This is a genomic window from Mesorhizobium sp. B1-1-6 (genome assembly GCF_006443035.1).
GTDB lineage: Bacteria > Pseudomonadota > Alphaproteobacteria > Rhizobiales > Rhizobiaceae > Mesorhizobium.
This window is the reverse complement of the sequence record NZ_VFWR01000016.1, coordinates 110,792-136,345: the sequence shown is the minus strand read 5'-3', so window position 1 is coordinate 136,345 and position 25,554 is coordinate 110,792. Positions and strand designations below refer to the sequence as shown.

20 protein-coding genes are annotated in these 25,554 nt (G+C 64.3%); 15 read left to right on the top strand and 5 right to left on the bottom strand.

Going from position 1 to position 25,554, the window contains the following annotated elements; all coding sequences use genetic code 11:
- Positions 1 to 106 precede the first annotated feature (106 nt).
- The 3 genes from FJ979_RS27235 to FJ979_RS27225 form a co-directional block, all read right to left on the bottom strand.
- A complete protein-coding gene (locus FJ979_RS27235; RefSeq protein ID WP_140560312.1) occupies positions 107 to 283 on the bottom strand; it encodes a hypothetical protein in 177 nt (58 codons plus the stop codon).
- Between the two features lie 194 nt (positions 284 to 477).
- The gene (locus FJ979_RS27230) at positions 478 to 2,304 is read right to left on the bottom strand and encodes a DUF882 domain-containing protein (protein ID WP_181168319.1); all 1,827 of its coding nucleotides are present in this window, start codon (positions 2,302 to 2,304) and stop codon (positions 478 to 480) included.
- A gap of 469 nt (positions 2,305 to 2,773) precedes the next feature.
- Positions 2,774 to 4,309 carry a sigma-54 dependent transcriptional regulator gene (locus tag FJ979_RS27225; protein ID WP_140584327.1) on the bottom strand — a complete coding sequence of 512 codons (1,536 nt, stop codon included), beginning with the start codon at positions 4,307 to 4,309 and terminating at the stop codon, positions 2,774 to 2,776.
- Positions 4,310 to 4,478: 169 nt separating this feature from the next.
- Between FJ979_RS27225 and FJ979_RS27220 the strand changes: the two genes are divergently transcribed.
- From FJ979_RS27220 to FJ979_RS27165, 12 genes are all read left to right on the top strand, one after another.
- Positions 4,479 to 6,317, top strand: coding sequence for a M3 family oligoendopeptidase (locus FJ979_RS27220; protein ID WP_181165232.1), 1,839 nt, complete (start codon positions 4,479 to 4,481; stop codon positions 6,315 to 6,317).
- 374 nt (positions 6,318 to 6,691) lie between these two features.
- Positions 6,692 to 7,417: a proton-conducting membrane transporter gene (locus FJ979_RS27215; protein WP_140584326.1), complete on the top strand. Its 726-nt coding sequence runs from the start codon at positions 6,692 to 6,694 to the stop codon at positions 7,415 to 7,417.
- Positions 7,418 to 7,623: 206 nt separating this feature from the next.
- A complete protein-coding gene (locus tag FJ979_RS27210; protein ID WP_140584331.1) occupies positions 7,624 to 8,769 on the top strand; it encodes an aminodeoxychorismate synthase component I in 1,146 nt (381 codons plus the stop codon).
- Positions 8,718 to 9,380, top strand: a complete 663-nt coding sequence (locus FJ979_RS27205) for an aminotransferase class IV family protein (RefSeq protein WP_140584325.1) — start codon at positions 8,718 to 8,720, stop codon at positions 9,378 to 9,380. Before FJ979_RS27210 ends, FJ979_RS27205 begins: the two co-directional genes overlap by 52 nt.
- A gap of 3 nt (positions 9,381 to 9,383) precedes the next feature.
- On the top strand, positions 9,384 to 10,307 hold the full coding sequence (locus FJ979_RS27200; RefSeq protein WP_140496273.1) for a DUF3445 domain-containing protein: 924 nt from the start codon (positions 9,384 to 9,386) through the stop codon (positions 10,305 to 10,307).
- A gap of 110 nt (positions 10,308 to 10,417) precedes the next feature.
- Positions 10,418 to 11,863: a homospermidine synthase gene (locus FJ979_RS27195; RefSeq protein WP_140584324.1), complete on the top strand. Its 1,446-nt coding sequence runs from the start codon at positions 10,418 to 10,420 to the stop codon at positions 11,861 to 11,863.
- Positions 11,864 to 12,049: 186 nt separating this feature from the next.
- Positions 12,050 to 12,427, top strand: coding sequence for a hypothetical protein (locus FJ979_RS27190; protein ID WP_140496275.1), 378 nt, complete (start codon positions 12,050 to 12,052; stop codon positions 12,425 to 12,427).
- Between the two features lie 204 nt (positions 12,428 to 12,631).
- Positions 12,632 to 14,656 carry a bifunctional UDP-sugar hydrolase/5'-nucleotidase gene (locus FJ979_RS27185; RefSeq protein ID WP_140584323.1) on the top strand — a complete coding sequence of 675 codons (2,025 nt, stop codon included), beginning with the start codon at positions 12,632 to 12,634 and terminating at the stop codon, positions 14,654 to 14,656.
- Positions 14,657 to 14,789: 133 nt separating this feature from the next.
- Positions 14,790 to 15,854 carry a ferrochelatase gene (gene hemH, locus FJ979_RS27180; protein ID WP_140584322.1) on the top strand — a complete coding sequence of 355 codons (1,065 nt, stop codon included), beginning with the start codon at positions 14,790 to 14,792 and terminating at the stop codon, positions 15,852 to 15,854.
- Positions 15,855 to 15,909: 55 nt separating this feature from the next.
- Positions 15,910 to 17,154, top strand: a complete 1,245-nt coding sequence (locus FJ979_RS27175; protein ID WP_140584321.1) for an FAD-binding oxidoreductase — start codon at positions 15,910 to 15,912, stop codon at positions 17,152 to 17,154.
- Between the two features lie 89 nt (positions 17,155 to 17,243).
- Complete coding sequence (locus tag FJ979_RS27170) at positions 17,244 to 18,194, top strand: SPFH domain-containing protein (RefSeq protein WP_140513683.1); 951 nt, start codon at positions 17,244 to 17,246, stop codon at positions 18,192 to 18,194.
- Between the two features lie 24 nt (positions 18,195 to 18,218).
- Positions 18,219 to 18,683, top strand: a complete 465-nt coding sequence (locus tag FJ979_RS27165; protein ID WP_140496280.1) for an NfeD family protein — start codon at positions 18,219 to 18,221, stop codon at positions 18,681 to 18,683.
- A gap of 114 nt (positions 18,684 to 18,797) precedes the next feature.
- On the opposite strand, the gene FJ979_RS27160 is transcribed toward FJ979_RS27165, so the two are convergent.
- On the bottom strand, positions 18,798 to 19,799 hold the full coding sequence (locus FJ979_RS27160; RefSeq protein ID WP_140496281.1) for a KpsF/GutQ family sugar-phosphate isomerase: 1,002 nt from the start codon (positions 19,797 to 19,799) through the stop codon (positions 18,798 to 18,800).
- A 227-nt stretch (positions 19,800 to 20,026) separates the two neighbouring features.
- Between FJ979_RS27160 and FJ979_RS27155 the strand changes: the two genes are divergently transcribed.
- On the top strand, positions 20,027 to 21,811 hold the full coding sequence (locus FJ979_RS27155; RefSeq protein ID WP_181168597.1) for an outer membrane beta-barrel protein: 1,785 nt from the start codon (positions 20,027 to 20,029) through the stop codon (positions 21,809 to 21,811).
- Positions 21,812 to 21,867: 56 nt separating this feature from the next.
- Here the strand turns inward: FJ979_RS27155 and galU are convergent, their stop codons facing one another.
- The gene (gene galU / locus FJ979_RS27150) at positions 21,868 to 22,782 is read right to left on the bottom strand and encodes a UTP--glucose-1-phosphate uridylyltransferase GalU (protein ID WP_181168598.1); all 915 of its coding nucleotides are present in this window, start codon (positions 22,780 to 22,782) and stop codon (positions 21,868 to 21,870) included.
- Positions 22,783 to 22,983: 201 nt separating this feature from the next.
- Here galU and FJ979_RS27145 point away from each other — a divergent pair, with 201 nt between their 5' ends.
- The gene (locus tag FJ979_RS27145; RefSeq protein ID WP_140496283.1) at positions 22,984 to 24,207 is read left to right on the top strand and encodes a lytic murein transglycosylase; all 1,224 of its coding nucleotides are present in this window, start codon (positions 22,984 to 22,986) and stop codon (positions 24,205 to 24,207) included.
- Positions 24,208 to 24,234: 27 nt separating this feature from the next.
- Positions 24,235 to 25,464 carry a DUF459 domain-containing protein gene (locus tag FJ979_RS27140; RefSeq protein ID WP_140560304.1) on the top strand — a complete coding sequence of 410 codons (1,230 nt, stop codon included), beginning with the start codon at positions 24,235 to 24,237 and terminating at the stop codon, positions 25,462 to 25,464.
- Positions 25,465 to 25,554: the final 90 nt, after the last annotated feature.

Here is a 25,554-nt window from a genome sequence, read left to right as displayed (position 1 = left end):
AACAATCGAGGCAGCCGAATGCAGGAACTACTTCGAAAACGCAGGCTACGCTTCCGTCAAGATATGAAACGCTCTAGTTTGGTGCCATGGCAGTCAGCCTTGGCGGTCAGTTGCAGACCCTGACCTTCTCGACCACCTTGTGGTGATGCTTCCAATGCGTGACCACCTTGGTCCGGCAGTGATGCTTGCCATTTTTGATGATCACGGTTTCGGCTTGCGAGGGCGCAATAGCCGCCGATGCCGCCACCAGCGCCAGGACGGATGCCAATAGAATCTTCTTCATGAATATCCCGGGTTGGAACGCAGCCATTCTAGCCGGGAAACAGGCGGCTTTTACGTTTTCACGAGAAGTTCAGGCACCCGTGATCCCGCAGGGCCGGGGCCGGCTTCATGCATGCCGGTTGTGCCCGCACACAGCCGGCACACACAAAAAAAGCCGCGCCGGTTGCCCGGCGCGGCTTTCGGAATGCCCGGTCTTTACTTCGTCTGGAAGCGCGCGACGGACAGGAATTTTACGGCATTGCCGGTGAAACGGTTGGCATCCGCCATCTGGTCGCCCTGCTGGAAGCCGGCCGTGTAGACCTCGCTCGGCGGCGTGTGGACCACGTTGTAGGCGTAGCCCGGCGCCGTCGTGGCGCTCGAAACCGTCGCGACATTCTCGCCGCTGGTCAGCGCCCAGCGGGCGGCCTGCGGTGCGGCGGCAACCACGATGGCCTTGGGACCGGGTTTCAGGTCGCGGGCGGTGGCTCTGGCCTCCTTGCGGGTCGTCTTCACGCCGGCGCCGATCGCGGCGACCGGATCGGAACCGGCAGCGCGGGCGACGACGGCCTCGCGCGGCGATGCGGCATCGACGCCGGACGGGTCGTTGAAAGCCGAACGAGGCTCGGACAACGACGCAACCCGATAATAGTCAGCCTGCACGGGAAGCGCCTCGGCCTCGTCGAGCACGGCCTTGACCGCATCGGGCTTGACCGCATCGGGCTTGGCCGCATCGATATTGGTCATATCCGGCCGCGCGCTCGGCAGCACCGAGAAGGCATCGGTCGCGGTCTTGCCACGCTCGGCCGTCTCGGCCAGCGCCATCAGCACATCCTTGCTGGGCGCAGGCGCCAGCACCGCCGGCAACGTGTGTTCGGGGCGCCATGTCGGCAAAGGTATGTTGTTGGCGGCAACCTGCGCTGCATCGGCGGCGACCGCCGAGGGATCAGCCTTGCCGAAAGGCATATTCGCCGGCGTCTGCACGGTTGCCACGGTCTGTTCGGTGCTGGCCGTCGCATCCGCCATGCCGAAGGGAACATTTTCAGGCGGCTGCGCGCCGACATCGACTTTCGGCCGCGGCGCGAAATCGGGCAGCGGGATGCTGCGTGCCGGCAACGCCGCGATGATCGTCTCGGGCGTATCCTTTTCCGGCTCCGGGGCCTGCTCCTCGGCGACCTGCGGGATCTCGGCGCGCTTGGCGTTCTCGGGCGCCACGATCGCGATCCCCGGCAGGGTGCCGCTCTTGGCGGTGCTCGCCGGTACCGGCTTCACGCTTCTCGGCTTCGGCGCCGGCTCTGCCGATGCGACATCGGCGCTGTCGTCGGCCTCGTCGTCGCCGCCGCCGAAGAAGGCAGCCAGCAGTCCGCCGGACCTCTTGGAACCGCCGCCGGCGCTGGCCAGCTCGATGGCGGCGCCGCCGGAACCCTTGCGTGCCTTGTACGAGGCAAGCGCCTGCTCAAAGCCGGGCAGCGGCCGGCCGTCGCTCGGCACGTGCAGCGTCTTGCCGTTCGGGAACAGGCTCACCAGTTCCTGTCGGCTGATGCCGGGCCAATGGCGCACATTGCCGACGTCCATGTGGACGAACGGCGAACCGGATCTCGGATAGTAGCCGACGCCGCCGCCCTGCATCTTGAGCCCGATATTGCGCAGCTTCTTCAGCGGCACGCCCGGAATGTAGAAGTCCATCGCCTTGCCGAGCATGTGCTGGCTCTTCTCGGCGACACCCTTGCTGCGACTGCGCAGCATCGAGTTCGTCGACGGCGAGCGATAGCCGCAAACCACCTGGATATAGTCGGTGGCGCCGCTTTCCCGATAGGCTTCCCAGACCAGGTCCAGCAGGCGCGGGTCCATCTTGGTCGGCTCGTTGCGGCGCCAGTCGCGCAGGATGATGTTGATCTTCCTCAGCCCGGCCTGATCGTAACGGCCGTTGCGCTTGTAGACGATCTCCGCCTTCTCGTGCGTGTGGAGGTGGTAGAGCTTCAGAGAACGGACTTCGGCCCTGGCGCCGGTTGCGGCAGCGGCAAGAAAACCAAATGCGACAATCATGGCCGCCAGCCACTTCGGCCAGACGCTCAAATGATAGTGCCGCCCGTTTGTGTGTCGTTCGATTCTGTTCAAATCAAAAGGCCTTGCAGGCTGCCGTTTGTCCCCGGATTTGCCCAAACGGACGTGTCGTTGTCACATCCGAATATCGATCCTAATGGTTAATCATCGCTTATTGAAGCCGAAATGCGGTAAGACCGTGGCGATATCCCGCCAAAAATTGTCCACAAGGTTTCTTGGTAAACCGCTGGTTTAGATCATGATTCCTCGTTTGGCCGAAACACGATCTGTTACCGTTAGCCTTAATGCGTGAACGGGACCGTCGGGGACGTCGCCATCGGCGCGCCACACTCCGGTCCAGTCAATGCACCGGCGACATGATGGCAGCGCAAGCTGGTCCCGGCCTTGCGTGACCGCACTCGGGCCGACCGCTCTCAGGCCGGACATCGGGCGGCTGTGCGCGATAGCGCCCTCAGGAAGCGAGCCGGTCGAGCCTGCCGGTTTCCGGATCGATGCCGTATTCCTTGAGCTTGCGGTAAAGCGTCGAGCGGCCGATGCCGAGGCGGCGGGCGACTTCGCTCATCTGGCCGTTGTAGTGATCGATGGCGAGCTTGATCATCTCCAGTTCGACATCCGCCAGGGCGCGCACATTGCCGCGTTCGTCGAGCGCGCGCAGCGTGCCGAAGCGTGGCTGAAGCCGCATCGGCGATTCGGGTTCGGCAGCCGAAACGTCCTCACCGCTCAGCGCCGGCTCATCGCGCGGTTCTACGGCCAAAGCCGGGGCGGCCGGCGCGATGTCCACATCGAGGCGGACCGTGCCCTCCACCTGGGCGCGGATTTGCGGGAAATCCTCGACGCCGAGCACATCGCCTTCGCACAGCACCGAGGCGCGGAAGACGGCATTTTCCAGCTGCCGGATATTGCCGGGCCAGTCATAGGCCTGGAGCACGGCGAGCGCCGCCGCCGAAATGCCCCGCAGGCGATGGCGCGGGTCCGCCGGAGCCACCTTCTCCATGAAATGTGCGACCAGATCGGGAATGTCGTCGCGGCGGTTCCGCAGGGGCGGCACATAGATCGGGTAGACGTTGAGCCGGTAGAACAGGTCCTCGCGGAACTTGCCGTCCTTGACCTGCTGCAGGAGATTGCGGTGCGTCGCCGAAATCAGCCTGATGTCGACCCGGACCGTGGCGCGGCCGCCGACCGGATCGACCTCGCCATCCTGGACGGCGCGCAGCAGCTTGACCTGCACGTCGAGCGGCAGGTCGCCGATCTCGTCCAGAAACAGCGTGCCCGAATGCGCTTCGACGAATTTGCCGGTGTGCTTCTCCGTGGCTCCGGTGAACGAGCCCTTCTCATGGCCGAACAGGATCGATTCGACCAGATTGTCGGGAATGGCGCCGCAATTGACGGTGACGAAAGGTTTCGAGCGGCGGTCGCCGCTGCCCTGTATGGCGCGCGCCACCAGTTCCTTGCCGACGCCGGATTCGCCCTCGATCAGGATCGGGATGTTGGATGCCGCCGCTTTCTGGCCGAGGCGGATCACCTTGTCCATGGCCGGACTGTGCGTGATCATGTCCCTGAAGGTCAGCAGCCCGCCGCGCCGGCGCGACGTGCGCTTGACCTCGCCTTCGACAGCCTCGACCTTGAGCGCGTTGGCGATCGAGGCCTGCAGCCTGTCGGGAGAGGCCGGCTTGACCACGAAATCGAAGGCGCCGTGGCGCATCGCCGAAACCACGGTCTCGATGCCGCCCTGGGCGGTCTGCACGATGACCGGGATGGTGATGCCGCGCTCGCGCATCGCCTTGAGCACGCCGATGCCATCGAGATCGGGCATGACCAGATCGAGGATGACCACCGACACGTCGCGGGCTCCGGGCCCGTCGAGGGCGTCGAGGCCGGCAGCGCCCCCGTCGACGACGATTGCGGTGTGGCCGAACCGCGTCACCGCCGCCTCGAGCAGCCGGCGCTGCACGGGATCGTCATCGACTATGAGTATGGAACCTGTCATGACTGTCTTGAGCCGCCCGCCTGATATCCCCATGGACCATCTTGGCACAGGGTTCTAAATAAGGTTTCAAAAAACCCGGTGAACGAATTCCTTAGGATTTGACCGGCTTCTCCGTTCTCCTTGATTCTGGCCCTGGGCCGGCCACTTGATTCAAAAGAAGGTATTGTCGATGCGCGTGATGTTTGATCGGCGGCCTGCGGCGCCAGCTTCCGGTCAGGGCGCCGCCGAGCTTGGCGATCTGCCGGAATGGAATCTTGCCGACCTCTATGCGGGCATGGAGGCGCCGGAGCTGAAGCGCGACATCGCCAAAGCCGCCGCCGATGCGGTCGCCTTCGAGAGCCGCTGGAAGGGCACGCTGTCCGCCGAGGCCGAGCGCGGCAGCGCAGGCAGGCTGGGCGAGGCGCTTGTCGCCTATGAGGCTCTGGAAGAGCTGATCGGCCGCATCGTCTCCTATGCCGGCCTCATCTACGCCGGCAACACCGCCGATCCGCAGCGCGCCAAGCTCTATGGCGACATCCAGGAGAAGATGACCGACGCCAGCGCGCATCTTCTGTTCTTCGCGCTCGAACTGAACCTGATCGACGACGCGGCCATCGAGGGCGCGCTCGCCGCCGACCCCGCCTTCGGTCATTACCGGCCCTGGGTGCTCGATCTGCGCCTGGACAAGCCCTATCAGCTCGAGGATCGCGTCGAGCAGCTGTTCCACGAGAAGTCGATCACCGGGCGCGGCGCCTGGAACCGGCTGTTCGACGAGACGATGACGGACCTGCGCTTCGACGTCGACGGCGAGGAGCTGACGCTGGAACCGGCCCTGAACCGATTGCAGGATGCCGACGGCGAGGTGCGACGCCGCGCCTCCGAGGCGCTCGCCCAGACCTTCCGGAGGAATTTGCGCACCTTCACGCTGGTCACCAACACGCTGGCCAAGGACAAGGAAATCTCGGACCGCTGGCGCGGTTTCGAGGACATCGCCGATTCACGCCATCTCGCCAACCGCGTCGAGCGCGGTGTGGTCGATGCGCTGGCTTCGGCGGTGCGCGAGGCCTATCCGCGCCTGTCACACCGCTATTACCGGATGAAGGCGCGCTGGCTGGGCATGGAGGTGATGAACCACTGGGACCGCAACGCGCCGTTGCCGGAGACGCCGCAGGCGGTGATTGGCTGGGACGAGGCCAGGAACACGGTGCTGTCCGCCTATCAGCGCTTCTCGCCCGAGATGGCCGAGATCGCGCGGACTTTCTTCGACCGCAACTGGATCGACGCGCCGGTGCGCCCAGGCAAATCCCCCGGCGCCTTCGCCCATCCGACCGTGCCTTCGGCGCACCCCTACGTGCTGCTCAACTACATGGGCAAGCCGCGCGATGTGATGACGCTGGCGCATGAGCTTGGCCATGGCGTGCACCAGGTGCTGGCCGGCGGCCAGGGCGCGCTGATGGCCTCGACGCCGCTGACGCTGGCCGAGACGGCGTCCGTTTTCGGCGAGATGCTGACCTTCCGCTCGTTGCTCGAGCAGACCACCGACAGGCGCGAGCGCAAGGCCATGCTCGCCCAGAAGGTCGAGGACATGATCAACACGGTCGTGCGCCAGATCGCCTTCTACGAGTTCGAGCGCAAGGTGCATGCGGAGCGCCGCAACGGCGAACTGACATCCGACAGGCTCGGTCAATTCTGGCTGGAGGTGCAGGCGGAAAGTCTGGGCCCGGCGATAAAGTTGCGCGACGGCTACGAAGTGTTCTGGACCTACATCCCGCACTTCATCCATTCGCCCTTCTACGTCTACGCCTATGCGTTCGGCGACTGTTTGGTGAACTCGCTCTACGCGGTCTACCAGAACGCAGAGCGCGGCTTCCAGGACAAATATTTCGAGATGCTGCGCGCCGGCGGCACCAAGCATCATTCGCAGCTTCTGGCGCCTTTCGGCCTCGATGCCACCGATCCCGCCTTCTGGCAGATCGGGCTTGGCGTGATCAGCGGCCTGATCGACGAGCTGGAAGCGCTCGACAACTGAGGCGTCTTCTGTGCGTCGTCCCCACCTGCTCAGAACAGTTTAGCCGGAATGCATATTGGGCCCACACTATTCTTGGTCTAAATATCTGTTCTTGAATAACTCTCTTTCGTAGTTTTCCCATAGCTTTCCGTAAGCTCTATGATAGCCTCCCCGCCAAGCTCAGCCGGAGCATGCGGGTCGGGCGGGGAAGTCTCAGCCGACCGCGGCGTTCCGGTGCACGCGACGACGGCCATTGGCCATGGCTTGCAAAGCCGATGCCGACGGCTCGACTGAGGCCGGCTGTTCCGCAGGCGGCGGAACCATCATCGAGTAGTCCTTCGCCGAAGGTCATTAAGTCCAATGCCGCGGCAGACGGATCTGACTGGAGAGAGACAATGGGCACTTTTTTCTACATGCTCCTGGCGTTCCTTGTGGGTGTGCTGGTTGGCTGGTTCATCTGGGGACGCTTGCGCGGTGAACTCGACAGCTTGCGCGGCGATCTCGACCGCACACGCAGCGAGCGCGACCGGCTGCGGGCCGACAGCGATCGCCTGACCGGCGAGTTGGATGCCTGTGGGCGCACCCGCGCCGACCTCGAGCGCCGGCTGCGCGAGGCCTCGACCGGCTCCGGCCCGGCAAAGGCGGCGGCGCCGGCGCCGGCCGCCTTGATGTCGACGCCCACCCCTGCCAAATCCGCTCCGGCGGCCAAGCCGGCGCCCAGGAAGCCGGCTGCGGCCAAGGCCGCTTCCAGCGCCGCGAAGACCGGCGCGCCGAAGGCCGCTGCCGCCAAAGCCTCTCCCAAGGCCAGCGCGGCGCCCAGGAAGGCGGCACCGGCGAAGGCCGCGCCGGCCAAGGTGGCTTCCGGCAAACCCGACAATCTGCGCCGGCTGATCGGTATCGGCCCGGTCAACGAGAAGCTGCTCAGGGCACAAGGCGTCACCAGCTTTGCCCAGATCGCCGCCTGGACAGCCGCTGATATCAAGCGGATCGAGGACGTCATGAATTTCGACGGCCGTATCGCGCGCGAGCGCTGGATCGAGCAGGCCAAGCTGCTCGCCGCCGGCAACGAGGCGGAATTCGCCAGGCAGTTTCCGTCGGCTGGAACCGCCAGCAACACCTGAGCGACAGGGCAGATCCGACGATTGCGGCCGGCGGCGCGAACGAAGCGCCGCCGGTTTGCTTTTGGCCGCAAGGTCTGCGCACGGATCGGGCCAGAGGTTGGGCCAGAGGTCGGCTTTAAGTGGCAAGGTGCCGCTCCCTCGATTGCGCGCGGCTGGCCCCCCATATAGAGCCATCATTGGCTTCATCGATCCACGCGCCGAGTTCCATGCCCCTGCCCGCCGCAATTTTCCGCAATGACGAAAGCGCGCGCCAGCTCGTTTTCGACCGACCGGACGACATCATCACGGCGCACGAGGCCCGGGATTTCTCGGCCACGCTGCAGGCGGCCCAGGCCGCGCATGACGCCGGCAAATGGCTTGCCGGCTATTTCTCATACGAGGCGGGCTACCTGCTGGAGCCGAAGCTGGTTCCGTTGCTGCCGGCCGGGCGCCGCGCCCCGCTGGTCTGCCTGGGCGTCTTTGACGCGCCGGTGCAAGAGCCGGTGCCGCCCCGCAAGGCGGCGGCGACCAACGGCCCGATCTTCGATGCAAGGGCGACATGGTCGTTCGAGGACTACGAGAAGCGGTTCTCGCGGCTGCACCGGCACATCAGGCAAGGCGACTGCTACCAGGGCAACCTGACCTTTCCGGTGCATGCGCAATGGTCGGGCGATCCGCTCGCCGCCTTCGACGCGCTGACCGAACGCCAGCCGGTGAAATATGGTGCCCTGGTTTCGCTTGGCGATCCGATCGTGCTGTCGCGCTCACCCGAACTGTTCTTCGAGATCGACGCGCAGGGCATGGTCGAGACCCATCCGATGAAAGGCACGGCGCCGCGTGGTGCGACGGAAGCCGACGACGAGCGCCAGAAAACCTTCCTGCGCAATGACGAGAAGAACCAGGCCGAGAACCGGATGATCGTCGACCTGCTTCGCAACGACATCTCGCTGATCAGCGAGGTCGGCACGCTGGAAGTGCCCGAGCTGTTCCGCATCGAAACCTATCCGACCGTCCACCAGATGGTGAGCGACGTCAGGGCGAAGCTGCTGCCGGGCCTCACGATCCGCCAGATCTTTGCCGCGCTGTTTCCCTGCGGCTCCATCACCGGCGCGCCGAAAATCCGCGCCATGGAGATCCTGCATGACCTTGAAGGCACGCCCCGTGATGTCTATTGCGGCGCCATCGGCTGGATCGCACCAGGCGGCACGATGCGCTTTTCCGTGGCGATCCGCACCATCTCGCTCTTTCCCGGCGGCGAGGCCGTCTACAATGTCGGCGGCGGCATCGTCTTCGATTCAACCGCGCAGGAGGAGTATCAGGAGTGTCTCTTGAAAGCCCGCTTCGCGACGGGAACGCCGCCGGTTTCGAATTGATCGAGACCATGCGCTGGGAGCCGGCCACGGGCTTCCTGCGCTTGGAGCGGCATCTGGCGCGCCTCTATGGTTCGGCGGCCGAACTCGGTTTTGCCTGCGACCCGCAACGCATCGGTGACGTGTTGGGCAAGGCTGTCGATGGCGCGCGCAACGCCTTGCGCACGCGCCTGGCTTTGGCGCGCAGTGGCGACGCGGCCGCCTCGGTCCAGCCCTATGAGCCGCTCGCCGCCGATAAAGTTTGGACGCTGCGGCTGGCGCGCACGAGGCTCGATTCGAACGACATGCTGCTGCGCCACAAGACCAGCCGCCGGCAGGTCTACGCGCATGCTCGCGCCGAATACCTCATCACCCAGGCCGACGAAGTGCTGTTGGTCAACGAGCGTGGCGAGATGTGCGAAGGCACCATCACCAATGTCTTCGCCGATTTCAGCGACGGCATGCTTTTGACGCCCCGCCTCGATTGCGGGCTGCTGCCTGGCGTATTGCGCGGCGCGCTTCTGGATGAAGGCCGCGCCCGCGAGGCGATCTACAGCTTTGACGACTTGAAATCCGCCAGGGCGCTCTATGTCGGCAATTCACTGCGCGGCTTGATCCCGGCAAAACTGATCTGAAGCATGACATCGCTGCCCACCCACACGCCCTATGATGGCTCGTCCAAGCTGTTCACCATCGGGCTGAAGCCGCTTGCCCTGGCCGACTGGATCGAAGTCGACGAACATCTCCTGCCGTTCCTCGCCGAGAAGCAGCGGCTCTATGCCGAAATGCCCGGCACCGTGTTCGTCGAGGAAGACGGCACGCGCGATGCCCAGCGCGAAGTGCTCGACCTGCTCGAAGCGCACTTGCCGCGGGTATTTCCCGAGACCCATCGGCGTGCCAGTGGCGGGGTCGAGGTGATCGCCGCCGGCGGCAATCCCGAGGGCGACTTCGCCAAGGCGCCGCTTGTCGCGGCCTCGCTGCTCGTCCAGGAAGACCTGATCCTGATGCGCCGCGGCGAAGACGGCTGGCGGCTCGCCGCCGGCTCGCTCTGCTTTCCCTCGTCCTGGTCGCTGCTCGAAAAATTCGGCAAGCCGTTGCAGCAGATACATGCGCCCGTGCCGGGTTTTGGCCCTGGCACGCGGCCGGCCGAGCTGATCAACCGCATGTTCGACGGCCTCCAGGGCCAGGCCGTGGAGCGCTACAACTGGTCGATTCAATCGGGCGATGCGCTCTACCATCCGCTATCCAATGTCGAGCGAATCGAGCGCGCCGCCAGCCGCCCGTCGCGATTTGCCGATGGCGACGCCAATGCCCACGCCTTCATCCGCGTCGAGCGGCAGACGCTTCGAAAATTGCCCGTCTCGGGCGACATCCTGTTCACCATCCGCATTCATCTCGACCCGCTGGCGGCGTTGGCGCATCACCCCGACCGGGCAACGCTGGCTCCGGCTTTCGCTGCCCAGCTCGAAGCGCTCGACATCGCCCAGCTCGATTACAAGGGCTTGACATCAGACCGCGACCGGCTGGTCGGCGTCCTTAACCAAATGGCGAACGCCGCCTGACCGGCAGTTGGCGCTTTTCACTGGTTTATGACAATGATCTGTGATGTAGCGCATGCCCGTTGGGCGAGAATGCCCGGGTTTTGCACCTGTCTGAAGGAGTGCTCGATAAAATGGCGAATGAAAACTGGCCCGTTTACGGTGAGATCACCGGCCCTGTGGTGATGATCGGCTTCGGCTCGATCGGACGGGGCACGCTGCCGCTGATCGAGCGCCATTTCAAGTTCGACAAATCGCGCATGACGGTCATCGACCCGCGCGGCACCGATCGCGCGCTGCTCGACGAGCGTGGCATCACCTTCATGCAGGATGCGGTGACCGAGAAGAATTACAAGAAGCTCCTGACCCCGCTTCTGACCAATGGCGGCGGCCAGGGTTTTTGCGTCAACCTGTCGGTCGACACCGGCTCGGTGGATCTAATGCGGCTCTGCCGCAAGCTCGGCGTGCTCTACATCGACACGGTCGTCGAGCCATGGCTCGGTTTCTACTTCGATGCCGAGGCCGACAATGCCAGCCGCACCAACTATGCGTTGCGCGAGTCGCTGCTCAAGGAAAAGCACGACAAGCCCGGCGGCACGACGGCGGTCTCCACCTGCGGCGCCAATCCGGGCATGGTCTCGTGGTTCGTCAAGCAGGCACTGGTCAACCTGGCCACCGATCTCGGCCTCGAGTTTTCGGAACCCGCGCAGGAAGACCGCGAGGGCTGGGCGAAGCTCATGAGGAAGGCCGGCGTCGAGGGCATCCACATCGCCGAGCGCGACACCCAGCGCACCAAGAAGCCGAAGCCGATGGACGTGTTCTGGAACACCTGGTCGGTCGAGGGCTTCATCTCCGAGGGCCTGCAGCCCGCCGAACTCGGCTGGGGCACGCATGAGAAATGGATGCCCAAGAACGGCAAGAAACACAAGCATGGCTCCAAGGCTGCAATCTATCTGGAGCAGCCCGGCGCCAACACGCGCGTGCGCTCGTGGTGCCCGACGCCAGGTGCGCAATACGGCTTCCTGGTGACCCACAACGAGGCGATCTCGATCGCCGACTTCTTCACCGTGCGGTCCAAAAAGGGCAAGGTTCAGTACCGCCCGACCTGCCACTACGCCTACCATCCCTGCAACGACGCGGTGCTGTCGCTGCATGAAATGTTCGGCGCCGCCGGCAAGGCGCAACCGGTACACCACGTGCTGGACGAAAACGAACTGGTCGATGGCGTCGACGAGCTCGGCGTGCTGCTCTACGGCCATGACAAGAACGCCTACTGGTACGGCTCGCAACTGTCGCTCGCCGAAGCGCGCAAGCTGGCGCCTTACCAGAACGCCACCGGCATGCAGGTTACCTCGGCGGTTCTGGCCGGCATGGTCTGGGCGCTGGAGAACCCCGAGGCCGGCATCGTCGAGGCCGACGAGATGAACTACAAGCGCTGTCTGGACGTGCAGTCGCAATATCTCGGACCGGTGAAGGGCTATTATACCGAGTGGACGCCGCTCGATAATCGGCCCGGCCTGTTTCCGGAGGACCTCGACCGGAACGACCCGTGGCAATTCCGCAACATCCTGGTGCGATAGCGTCGCGCCAAGCATGCCTCACTGCCTTGCAATCGCCCGGAAATCGGGCGATTGAAGGATGCGGACGGGAGCAAGCCGCGTCCATCTGGACGCATGAACTACGCTCTTGAAACTTGGATGCATGCACCGTGCTTTCCGAAAGTCGTTTTCCGATTTCGGGCCGACGGGCGAGGAGAGGATTTTTACATGACCATTGCGCGCAAGATTCTTTCGATGAGTGTTGCGGCGGCCACGATGGTGGGGTTGGCCGCTTGTGCAACCAGCGGTCCCGACGAGCCGTCGATAGGGGCCGCGCCGAAGGGCGTCGAAGGCTCCTGGATCGACGCCAAGGGCACCGGTCTTTCGACCTTTGCCGGCGGAACCTTCACCACGGTGGCGACCGACACCGGCCAGAAGTTGTCCGACGGCACCTATACGATGACCGGCGCCACTTCGGTCGAGATCCACGGTACCTCGCTGATCCGGCAGACGCCGGTGAGCTTCAATTGCCTGCTGGTGTCCACCAGCCAGCTCAACTGCACCAGCGGCTCCGGCCAGAATTTCGTGCTGACCCGGCGCGCCTGAACCACCAGGCATTCAGACCTGCAAAGGACGGCGGCCAATGGCCGCCGTCCTTTTTTGTGCCCAGCAGGGATCAACGGGATTTTGCCCCGATTTCCCCTTGCATGCTCCGGAACGCGATGGGAACATGGCTGAAAAAGCCGGCTGTTAGAGACCGGTCAAGCAAGAGCGCTAAACGGCTCTGATCAGCCTATCCGGGAGACGAAGATGAAGAAGCTTGCCGCCATTGCCGCCCTTTCCGCGTCGACGCTGGGCCTGTCGGCCGGCGCATCTTTTGCCGACTACACCCTGAATATCCTGCACATCAATGATTGGCACAGCCGCATCGAAAGCAACAACAAATACGAATCCACCTGCTCGGCGGACGAGGAGACAAAGGGCGAATGCGTCGGCGGCGCCGGCCGGCTGGTCACGGCGATCGCGCAGGAGCGCAAGAAGCTGGAAGGCCAGAACGTGCTGTTGCTCAGCGCCGGCGACAATTTCCAGGGCTCGCTGTTCTACACGACTTACAAAGGCAAGGCCGAAGGCGAGTTCCTCAACGACATGAAGTTCGATGCAATGGCGCTGGGCAACCATGAATTCGACGACGGCGAAACGGCATTGGCGCCGTTCCTCGACATGATCAAGTTCCCCGTGCTCGGCGCCAATGTGAAAGCCAACGCGCATTCCAAGCTCGGTGACCGCGTCAAGCCGTCCATCGTCGTCGAGGTCGGCGGCCAGAAGATCGGCATCATCGGCGCCGTCACCAACGATACGCCCGAACTCGCCACTCCCGGCCCCAACATCGCCATCGAGGACGACGTCAAGTCGATCACGGCCGAGGTCGAGAAGCTGAAGGGAGAGGGCGTCAACAAGATCATTGCCGTGACCCATATCGGCTACAACAGGGAGCGCGATGTCATAGCGAAGATCCCGGGCGTCGACGTGGTCGTCGGCGGCCACAGCCATACGCTTTTGTCCAACACCGATCCGAAGGCGGCAGGCCCCTATCCGACCATGGTCGACAATCCGGACGGCTACAAGGTGCCGGTCGTGCAGGCGGCGTCCTATTCGAAATATCTCGGCGAGTTCAAGATCGTGTTCGACGACAATGGCGTCGTCAAGTCGGCGAGCGGCGACCCGATCCTCCTCGACAAGTCGATCACGCCCGATCCCGCCGTGCTCGCCCGCATAAAGGAGCTCGGCGCGCCGATCGAAGCGCTTAAGAACAAGGAAGTGGCCGAGACGACCGACGTCATCGACGGCAGCCGCGAGAGCTGCCGCGCCCGCGAATGCGCGATGGGCAATCTCGTCTCCGACGCCATCCTCGACCGCGTCAAGGAACAGGGCGTCGAGATCGTCATCTCCAATGGCGGCGGCCTGCGCGCCTCGATCGACAAGGGCACCGTCACCATGGGCGAGGTGCTGACCGTGCTGCCCTTCCAGAACACGCTGGCGACCTTCCAGATCTCGGGCAAGGACCTGATTGCCGGGCTCGAAAGCGGCCTCAGTCAGGTCGAGGACGGCGCCGGCCGCTTCCCGCAAGTGGCCGGGCTGAAATACGCCTTCGACAAATCCGCCCCGCCCAATGCCGGCCGCGTCAAGTCTGTCGAGGTGATGGAGAACGGCGCCTGGACGCCGCTCAATCCCGACAAGGACTATCTGGTCGCCACCAACAACTATGTCCGCCAGGGCGGCGACGGCTACAAGGTTTTCGCCGAAAAGGCCAAGAACGCCTATGATTACGGCCCCGGCCTCGAACAGGTGGTCGCCGACTATCTCGGCGCGCACCGGCCCTACACGCCCAAGCTCGACGGCCGCATCACCGAGATCGCCGCGACGACAGCGGCCGCGCCTGCGGCGGAGCCCGCCAAGCCAGCCGAAGCAATGCCCGATCTGCCTGCCAACTCCGGCGATATCGCCAACACGCCGCCGGTCGTGTCCACCGACGCCGCGCCTGCGCCTGCACCGGCAACGCCTGCCGCTCCGGCAACGCCAGCACCTGCGGAACCGGCAAAGCCTGCCGAAGCCGCCCCTGCCCCGGCAACACCCGCGCCGGCTGAGCCGGCAAAGCCCGCCGAGGCCGCACCGGCCGAAACCAGCCATGTCATCGTCGCCGGCGATACCTATTGGGACCTGGCAAAGAAGGCCTATGGCGACGGCACCAGGTGGAAAGTCATTTCTGAAGCCAACAAGGGCTACGAGCCGCGCCGGCTTCCGGTCGGCGCCACCTTGACCATACCGCCGAGGTAACCGCCTTCGCCTTTGCGCGCAGGGACACCCGCCGAAACAGGGCGGGCGTCCTGTTTTTGGTAAGGTGCGGCCAGACGCTGCATTGAAAAGCAGCGCGGCGTCGCTACTTTCGCGCCGTGTTCGGAGACCCGCAATGCCGCCTTCCATCCCTGTCGACGCCAAGCCCGCGAGGACCGTGGGACCGAGACCGGCCGGACATTCGCCGGCCAAGGCGGGCAAGGTCGGCGTCATGCTGGTCAATCTCGGCACGCCGGACGGCACCGATTTCAGGCCGATGTGGCGCTATCTCCGCGAATTCCTGTCCGACCCGCGCGTCATCGAACTCAACAAGGCGATCTGGTATCCGATCCTCTATGGCCTCGTGCTGACCACGCGACCGAAGAAGTCGGGCGCCAACTATGCCAGGATCTGGAATCGCGAGAACAACGAGTCGCCGCTGCGCACCTATACCCGCGCCCAGGCCGAGAAGCTGACCGTGGCATTGCGCGACCTGCCCGACGTGGTCGTCGGCTGGGCGATGCGCTACGGCAATCCCTCGACCGCGAGCGTCGCCGAAAGCCTGGTCGCGCAGGGCTGCGACCGCATCCTGACCTTTCCGCTCTATCCGCAATATTCGGCCACCACCACGGCGACTGCCAATGACCAGTTGTTCCGGGCGCTGATGAAGATGCGTGCGGCGCCTGCCGTCCGCAGCGTGCCGCCCTATTATGCCGAACCGGTCTATATCGAGGCGCTCGCCCATTCGATCGAACGGCATCTGGCCAGCCTCGATTTCGAACCGGAGGTGGTCATCACCTCCTATCACGGCATCCCGAAACCCTATTCCGACAAAGGCGATCCTTACCGCGCGCATTGCCTCGAGACGACACGGCTGCTGCGCGAGAGGCTCGGCTGGGACGAGAAGAAGCTGATCACCACCTTCCAGTCGCGCTTCGGCGCACAGGAATGGCTGCAGCCCTACACCGACAAGACGGTGGAGAAACTGGCCAAGGACGGCGTGAAATCGATTGCCATCGTCAACCCCGGCTTTTCCGTTGACTGCATCGAAACGTTGGACGAGATCGGCCGCGAGGCGGCGGAAACCTTCCATCATGCCGGCGGTGGGAGATTCGCGCACATCCCCTGCCTCAACGACAGTCCCAAAGGCATGGCGGTGATCGAGGCGATGGTGCGGCGCGAACTGTCCGGCTGGATCTGAACCTGGGAACAATGGACGTTCCGGGGCGTTGAGGCGCGCCCTCCGGAGACTATCGATGCCCCGCAAGCTCGACCTCAGAAGCGGGCGGCCAGTCTGGTCCGCCTATCGGGCACCCGCTGTCCCGACAAGCGCTCTGACCCGTGACGCCAAGGCCGATGTGCTGGTGATAGGCATGGCCATCAGCGGCGCCATGATCGCAGAAGCGCTCACGGCGGACGGCCATTCGGTGGTCTGCATCGACCGGCGCGGCCCGCTGAGAGGGTCGACGTCGGCGACCACCGCCCTGGTGCAGTTCGAGATCGACCAGCCGCTGACGGCACTCGGCAGGATGATCGGCAAGGCCTCGGCGGAACAGGCCTGGCGGCGCTCGCGTCTGGCCGTTTCCAACCTTGCCGGCCGCATAGCCGAGCTCTCCATCAACTGCCGCCTGAGCCGCGCCCCCTCCCTCTATCTGGCCGGTACCGTGCTCGGCCCATCGCAGTTGCGTGACGAGACCGAGGCGCGGCGACAGGCCGGCATCGCCGCGACCTATCTCGCCCCTGCGCCGCTGGCTGCGCGATTCGGCATCGAGCGCGACGGCGCCATCCTCAGCCATGGCAACATCGTGCTCGATCCGCGCAAACTGACCGCCGGATTGCTGCTGAAGGCGCTGGAGCGCAAGGCGCGCCTCTACGCCCCGGTCGAGGCGACCACGATCGAAGACAGCGCCAAGGAGGTCGTCGTCGCCACCAGGGGCGGCCCCATAATCAGCGCGCAGCACGTCCTGCTCGCGACCGGCTACGAGTTGACCGACATCGTGCCGGCAGCCGCCCACCGCGTCATCTCGACATGGGCCATCGCCACACGCCCGCAGCCGCGAAAGATTTGGCCGGACGCGGCCCTCATCTGGGAAGCGTCGGACCCCTATCTTTATGCAAGGGCGACAGCCGACGGCAGGGTGATCTGCGGCGGCGAAGACGAGGATTTTATCGACAAGGAACGGCGTGACGCGTTGATCGCCGGCAAGAGCCTGAGACTGGCCAGGAAGCTCGGCCGCCTGTTCCCGGATCTGGACACCAGGCCCGATTTTGCCTGGACCGGCTCCTTCGGCACCACAACCACCGGCCTGCCCTATATCGGCGCCATCCCTGGGCATCCGCGCATCCAGGCCGTGATGGGCTATGGCGGCAACGGCATCGCCTTCTCGCAAATCGCATCCGAAATCGTTTCTGCCGCCATCGCCGGATCGGAAGATACGGACGCAAGCCTGTTCGCCTTCAGCCACCGGCAGCAGCGACACAAACAATCCCTCATCACCTGATTGTAACGTTGTTGAAACACACTTAAGTGTTTGCTGAAGCCGGCTGCGGGAGAATGGCTCCCATGGCTTGCCTCTTGAGGGAGAGCCAAATGGATTTCAGTGGTTTCGATATCGCGATTATTGTTCTGGTCGCTCTTGTCGTGCTGGTGCTGTTCAAAGGCATAAAGACAATCCCGCAAGGCTACAATTATACGGTCGAACGCTTTGGCCGTTACACGAAAACGCTGTCGCCAGGCCTCAACCTCATCGTGCCGTTCATCGATCGCATCGGCGCCAAGTTGAACATGATGGAGCAGGTGCTCGATGTCCCGAGCCAGGAGATCATCACCCGCGACAACGCCATCGTCGGCGTCGACGGCATCGCCTTTTTCCAGATCCTCAACGCGGCGCAGGCGGCCTACCAGGTTTCCGGCCTGCAGAACGCCATCCTCAACCTGACCATGACCAACATCCGCACCGTGATGGGCTCGATGGACCTCGACGAGCTGCTGTCGAACCGCGACGCGATCAACGAGCGCCTGCTGCGCGTGGTCGACGAAGCGGCCCATCCCTGGGGCATCAAGATCACCCGCGTCGAGATCAAGGACATCAATCCGCCCGCCAACCTGATCGAATCGATGGGCCGGCAGATGACGGCCGAACGCAACAAACGCGCGCAGATCCTTGCCGCCGAGGGCCTCAAGCAGTCGCAGATCCTCGAGGCCGAAGGCCGCAAGGAAGCCGCCTTCCGCGATGCCGAGGCACGCGAACGCTCCGCCGAAGCGGAAGCCCGCGCCACGCAAGTGGTGTCGGAAGCGATCTCCAAGGGAGATGTGCAGGCGCTCAACTACTTCGTCGCCCAGAAATACACCGAAGCGCTGGGCAAGATCGGTTCGGCCACCAACAGCAAGATCGTGCTGATGCCTTTCGAAGCGTCGTCGCTGATCGGCTCGCTGGGCGGCATCGGCGAGATCGCCAGGGAAGTGTTCAAGGGCGACGGGCCGTCCGGCACGCAGCGGCAGGTCTCACGACCTCCGGTCGTCAGGCCGAGCGACAACTAATGCCTTTGTGAGTGGATCAAAACCATGATCGACCGCATCGTTTCCGAACTCGGCCCGTGGAACTGGATGGTTCTGGGCTTCGTGCTTTTGGCGATGGAAATCATCGCACCGGGCATCTTCATGTTGTGGACCGGCATCGCCGCGCTGATCGTGGGCGCGGTATCGCTGCTGGTCTGGGATGCGGCCAGCTGGACCTGGCAGGTCCAAGTGCTCGTCTTCCTCGCGCTGTCGCTGGTCTCGGCATTGGTCGGCAAGAAACTCATCGGCGGACGCGACGAGCCGACCGACCAGCCGCTGCTCAACCGCCGTGGGGCGCAGATGATCGGCAGGATGGCGACGCTGGCCGAGCCGATCCGCGACGGCCGCGGCCGCATCAAGCTCGGCGACACGCTGTGGCGCGTCTCTGGCCCTGACCTGCCGGCCGGCACCCAGGTGCGCGTCACCGGAGCCGCCGACACCGATCTCGAACTGACCGTCGAGCGAGTGTGAAACCGGCTCCGCGCTAGCGCAATTCCAGGAAAAGTGTGTACGGTTTTCCGTCCGGAATTGTGCAGAAACAAAGAGATAGAGCAGTTCGCCGTTTCCGTGAAACGGTGAACTGCCCTACGCAGCGCCGATGCGCAAAAGATCGTGCAGGTGGACGAGCCCGACGGGCTTGTTGCCCTCCACCACCATCAGGCTGGTGATGGCTGAATTGTTGATCGTCTGCAGTGCGGTCGCCACCAGCGTGTCCGGCGCGGCGGTCTTGGGAGATCTCGTCATCACCTGATCGACGGTCATCGCCGTCAGGTTGCTGCCTATGTGACGCCTGATGTCGCCATCGGTGACGATGCCGATCAGCGCGCCGTCGGCGGCGGTGACCGCCACGCAGCCGAAGCCCTTGCGCGACAACTCCAGGATCGCGTCCTGCATGCCGGTGCCCGAAACGACCAGCGGCAATCTCTCGCCGACATGCATGATCTCGCGGATCTGCATCAGGTTGGCGCCGAGCTGGCCGCCGGGATGGAAGGTGCGGAAATGATCGGGCGTGAAACCCCGCGCCTCGAGCAGGGCGATCGCCAGTGCGTCGCCCATCACCAGTTGCAGCAGTGCCGATGTCGTCGGCGCCAGGCCATGCGGGCAGGCTTCCGGCGCACGCGGCAGCAAAAGCACGACATCGGCGGCGCGCGCCAGCGCCGATGTCTCACCGGACGTGATTGCAATGAGCGGGATGGAGAAGCGCCTGGAATAGGCGACGATGCCCATCATCTCCTTGCTTTCGCCCGACCATGACATGGCGATGATGGCATCGTCCCTGGCGATCATGCCGAGATCGCCGTGATTGGCTTCAGCGGGGTGGACGAAAAAGGCCGGCGTTCCGGTCGAGGCCAGGGTCGCGGCGATCTTCGAGCCGATATGGCCGCTTTTGCCGACGCCGGTGACGATGACCCGGCCTTCGATCCTCGAGATCATGTCGACCGCTTCGGCAAAGGGCTTCGCCAGCCCGTTTTCGAGCGCCTCGGCCAGCGCTGCCACTCCCGCCTGTTCGGTCGCCACCGTTCTTAGCGCCGAAGCGATCGAGGCCTGTCTGTCCAACGGCTTCTTGTCGAGGGATCGCGCATCCATGGCCGATGCGATTAGCGCTTTGTGCCGCGCCTGTCCAACGGAAATGCCTCCCGCGACCGTCTGGGACAGCGGTCCGAATGAACGAAGCGCAAGGTCACGAATGTCGAGGCCTGGAACAATGAGCGCCTGGAAAAGCAATCGCCCTCCGCCTCAACCCTCCGTTAACCATCCCCATTTACGGTTCGGTAAGTATGGCGCGCGCTCGCGCCGCGCAAGCAGTGGTGGCGATGTCCGGGGCCCAGTCAGAAAAGACGAGAAGGCGAAAGAGCAAGGCTGCCTGCGCCTTGCTGCTGGCGACCAGCATCTTCGGCCTGCTGCGACCGACGCTGTCCTTCGCCCAGGAAACGGAGCTGCGCGGCGAGGTCTCGGAATCGGCGATCCTGTCCGACCAGCAGCGCAAGGCGAGACTGGCCGCCATAGCCGGTCAGGGTCAACAGCAGCCGGCCCCCCCCGGTCAGGACGACACGCGGTCGCGCACCTATCTGCCCGCCAGCGCCGGCGCTGCTCCTGACGATAGCGGTGCCGCCTCGCCCACTGGCAGCATCTTCGACCCGCCGGCGGCCGGTGACGACGTGACCGCCGACAATCCGCCTCCGCCCAAACCACGCCGGCCATCGGCCACCGGGCAGGCCAATGCGGACAAGGCCGCCGACAGGGCGAAGACAAAGAAAAAGAACACCACCGCGACGACCGACGCGACCACGACCGCCAGCACGGCCGACGATGCCGACGCCACCGTCACCGGCACCGGCACCGGCACCGACCAGGAGACCGCCAACCGCCGCGCCGTCACGATCGACAGCGTCGACCGGCAGCAGCTCGATCCGGGCGCCGAACGCACCGCTTCCATCGAAGGGCAGAAGAAGAAAATCGAGGACGATCCGTTCACCGCTCCAGGCATCAAATGGGGCTCGTTCGTCATAAGGCCGACGCTGGAGCAGGGCCTGACCGCCACCTCGAACGGCGATTCCAGCAGTGCCGGCAAAGCGGCGCTGCTGTCCGAGACGGCACTGCGCTTTTCCGCCGCCTCCGACTGGCGCGAGAACTCCGCGACCATTGATGGTTATGGCCTCTTCCGCGAGACCGTCTCGGGCTACCCGGTTCACAATGAGCAAGGCCGCATCGAAGGCCAGCTCAATGTCGACCTCGACAACGAGCAACGCGCCGTCGCCAAGCTCGGTTACGAGGCCGTGCCGGAATCGGCCTCGTCGCCCGACGCCATTGCAGGCGTCAGCAAGCAACCGCTGCGCCAGACCATCGACGGCAGCCTCGGCATCGAAAAGGACGTCGGCAAGGCGCAATACACTTTGACCGGCGCGGTCTCGCACGACTTCTATGGCGACGCCAAGCTTTCTGACGACACCTCGCTGTCGCAGAAGGATCGTAACTCCACGCTTTATACGGCGACCTTGCGCACCGGCTACGAAATCTCCCCTGCCCTTACGCCTTTCACCGAAATCGAACTCGGGCGCAGGGCCTATGATCAACGCTTCGACAATGAAGGCTTCGAGCGTTCATCAACGCGGCTTGGTGCCCGCGCCGGCCTCGAGCTCGACATGGGCGAGAAGCTCGCCGGCGAGTTCTCGGCCGGCTGGCTGCGGGAAGCGATCGACGACGACCGCCTGGGGGCGATCGCGGGTGCCACCGTGGACGCCGACCTGAAATGGTCGCCCGAACGCGGCACCACGATCGGCCTGACCGGGCGGACCACGGTCGAGCCCACGACCACCGCAGGTGAAAGCGGCGACATCCTCTATTCCGGCCGCCTCACGGCCGAACGCCAGATCCGCGCCAACCTGACCGGCAATGCCGCGCTGGGCCTGGACTGGCGCGATTATATCGGCATAGACGGCCATGACAGGGTGCTGAGCGCCGAAGCCGGGCTGACATGGTGGCTGAACCGCTATGCCGGCCTCACCACCCGCGCCAGGACCGAGAAGCTCACCAGCAACCTGCCTGGCCGCGACTACACCGCCAACAGCATCTATCTCGGCGTGAAGGTGCAGCGGTAAGCGCGGGCCGCTAAGCTGCGTGCCGCATCCGAGACATCGGCCAGACAGCGCCTCCCTTAAAGCGCCGCCACAACGTGCTCCGAAGGCGCCATCTCGTCGAGAAGCCTGCGGATAACGCCGGCCATGCTCTGGTTCATGTCGTTGCGCCAGAGCGCGAAGGCCACATTGGCCTCGACGAACCCTTCCGGCGATCCGCAATCGAAGGTGCGGCCCTGAAAGTGGTAGCCGTAGAAGGGCTGCTGCTTCTCCAGCTTCAGCATTGCGTCCGTGAGCTGGATCTCGTTTCCGGCGCCCTTCTCCTGGCCTTCGAGGATTTTGAAAATCTCGGGCTGCAATATGTAGCGGCCATTGATGTAGAGATTGGAGGGCGCGGTGCCGGTCTTCGGCTTTTCCACCATCTCGGTGATGCGGAAGCCATGATGGGTGGCTTCGCCCCGGCCGACGATGCCGTATTTATGGGTCTCGGCGGGATCGCATTCCTGAACCGCGATGATGTTGTTGCCGGTCTCGGCATAGAGGTCGACCATGTCCCTCATGCAGCTCTTTTCCGACTGCATGATCATGTCGGGCAACAAGAGCGCGAACGGCTCGTCGCCGACCAGTTCGCGCGCGCACCAGACGGCATGGCCAAGTCCGAGCGGCACCTGCTGGCGAGTGAAGCTGGTCTGTCCCGGCCCGGGCTGCAGCCGCTGCAACCTGGCGAGCTGGTCGTCCTTGCCACGCTGGGCGAGCGTGTCATAGAGCTCGAACTGGATATCGAAATGATCCTCGATGACCGCCTTGTTGCGCCCGGTGACGAAGATGAAATGCTCGATGCCTGCCTCGCGCGCCTCGTCCACCACGTATTGGATGACGGGCCGGTCGACGACGGTAAGCATTTCCTTGGGGACGGCCTTGGTGGCCGGGAGAAACCGCGTGCCGAGACCTGCGACCGGGAAAACTGCCTTGCGAACTCTCTTCATGCCTTCAATTATCCGTTTGCAGGCCGGCTCCGCAATCCCGCCCCGCGACATTTTCACGCCGGAATTGAGGATTATCGGGCGGATGAAGGGAAACTTGCACCGGTAGAAGCATCGAGGCGCCTTTTCGTTCCAGGGGCGGCCTATGGTAAACCAATTCCTAACCTGGTTCGGCGATGAATGGTCTTTCCCAAGACGGAGAAGGAGGAAAAGATGTCCGTTCGCAATGCCGCAAAGCGTTTCACCAGCGTCATGACGGCCGCCAGCCTCTCGCTCGCCATGCTGATGCCTGCCGGGCCGGCCTTCGCCGATGCCGGCTTCCGGCAATGGGTCGCCGGCTTCCGCGCCACCGCGGTGCAGGGGGGCGTTTCCGGCGCCGTCTATGACCGCGCCTTCAGGGGCATCGACGAACCCGATCCGGTGGTGCTGGAAAAAGCCCGAACCCAGCCGGAATTCACCGCGCCCGCCTGGGATTATTTCGACAACCGCGTCCACGACCAGTCGGTCGCGGTCGGCCAGCAGATGGCCAGGAAATGGAAGCCGTGGCTGGACAGGATCGAGGCGAGGTTCGGCGTTGACCGCAACGTCCTGCTGGCCATCTGGTCGATGGAATCCAACTATGGCGAGATCCTCAAGCGCGACGACATCATGCGCAATGTCGTCCGCTCGCTGGCGACCCTGGCCTATGGCGATCAGAAGCGGTCGAAATATGCCCGCACGCAACTGGTCGCCGCACTGAAGATCCTCCAGACCGGCGACATCGACGAGAGCCACCTCATGGGTTCCTGGGCGGGCGCCATGGGCCAGACCCAGTTCATCCCGACCAGCTACCAGCACTATGCCGTGGACATGGACGGCAACGGCAAGCGCGACATCTGGAATTCCATTCCCGATGCGCTGGCGACATCAGCCAATCTGCTCAAGAAGAATGGCTGGCAGGCCGGCAAGACCTGGGGCTACGAGGTGGCCTTGCCGGCCGGCAAGCTGCCCGCAGGCTCCAGGACGCTGGCGCAATGGCAGGCGCTCGGCGTGGTCAGGGCGAGCGGCAAGCCGTTCAGGAACCTCAGCGACAAGGCGACGTTGAAAGTACCGGATGGCCGCGGCGGCCCCGCTTTCCTGATGATCAGGAATTTCTCGGTCATCAAGGCCTACAACAATGCGGACAAATACGCGCTTGCCGTTGGTCTTCTTGCCGACGAGATCGCCGGTTCCACCGGCCTCGTACAGGACTGGAAACGGCCTTTCACCAAGCTGACGTTCGAGGAAAGGCAGGAATTGCAGAAGCGGCTCTCCCAGCACGGCCTTTATGACGGCAAATTCGACGGCAAGATCGGCGACGGGTCGAAGTCGGCCATCATGGCCTATCAGGCAAAGGTCGGCTTGACCCAGGACGGCTATCCGAGCATGGAAGTGCTAAAATGGCTCAGGCAAAAATAGGGCCTGTCATGAACTGAGGAGGAGCGATTGGCTTGGGCTGCGCGCATCGGGACCTTCATTCCCCGCATGCTGGTGCTGTTCCTGGCCGTCGCCGTGCTCGCCGTCGCCATGGCAGGCGCCTTCCATGCCCCCGCCATGGCGCAGGAGCAGCAAAGCCGCGGCTGGTCATTGCGTGACCTTCTGTTCCCGCGCCGCAGCGAGCGGATCGAGCCGCCGCTGGACATCCAGAAACCAAGGCCCAGGCCGAAGGCAAAAAAGCCGCGTGCCCCGCGTCCGCCCGCGGAACCGGAAATCCCGATCGCCGAGAAGGCGCCGGACGCCCGGGTCGTCCTGGTGGTCGGCGATTTCATGGCGGCCGGGCTCGCCGAAGGTCTAGATACCGCCTTTGCCGAGAATACCGGCGTCAGGATCGTCGTTCGCTCCAATGGCTCGTCGGGCTTCGTGCGCGATGATTTCTACAATTGGCCGGAACAGATCAAATCGTTGATAGAGACCGAAAAGCCCGCCGCCGTGGTCGTGATGCTCGGTTCCAACGACCGCCAGCCGATGAAGGTGGGGGATGTGCGCGAGCAGCCCCGTTCCGAGACCTGGACCAAGGAATACGAACGTCGCACCGAAGCGTTCGGCAAGGCCATCGCCACGGCTAAGGTGCCTTTCCTGTGGGTCGGCATGCCGGCGTTCAGGGTTTCGAAGATGACATCCGACATGCTCGCCTTCAACGACATCTACCGTCAGGCGGCCGAAAGCCATGGCGGCGAATTCGTCGATATCTGGGATGGATTCGTCGACGAGAACGGCGCCTTCGTCACCAGTGGCCCCGACATCAACGGCCAGCCCGTGCGGCTGCGCTCCGATGACGGCATCAACATGTCGAAGGCCGGCAAGCGCAAGCTCGCCTTCTATACCGAAAAGCCGTTGATGAAGGTCCTGGGCCTGGCCGCGCCGGGAAGCGTCGCCCCGACCGCTGCTCCTGCCGGCGCGCCGGTCGAGGCGCCGGCGCCGGCCGCCGCTCCCATCGTCATTGACCGCACCGCGCCGATGCTGCTCAGCGATCCGGCGCTCGACGGCGGCACGGAACTGCTCGGCGCCGGACCGCCCGCGAAGGCCAACCCGGGCCTGCCCGGCGAAAAACTGGTGGTCGAGGGCAAGGCGCCGGTGGCTTCGCCCGGCCGCGCCGACGATTTCGCCTGGCCGCCGAAGACAAATCCGGCAGCCGCGGCCGCCAGGGCTGGCACGACGACGGCCATCACTCCTTAGCAACGCGGAGGGGCCCGAAACCGTTTTCGGAACTCGCTGCTGCGAGTCATATGATGGCGTTTTCGAGAACCGGAGCGGAGCGTACTTTGG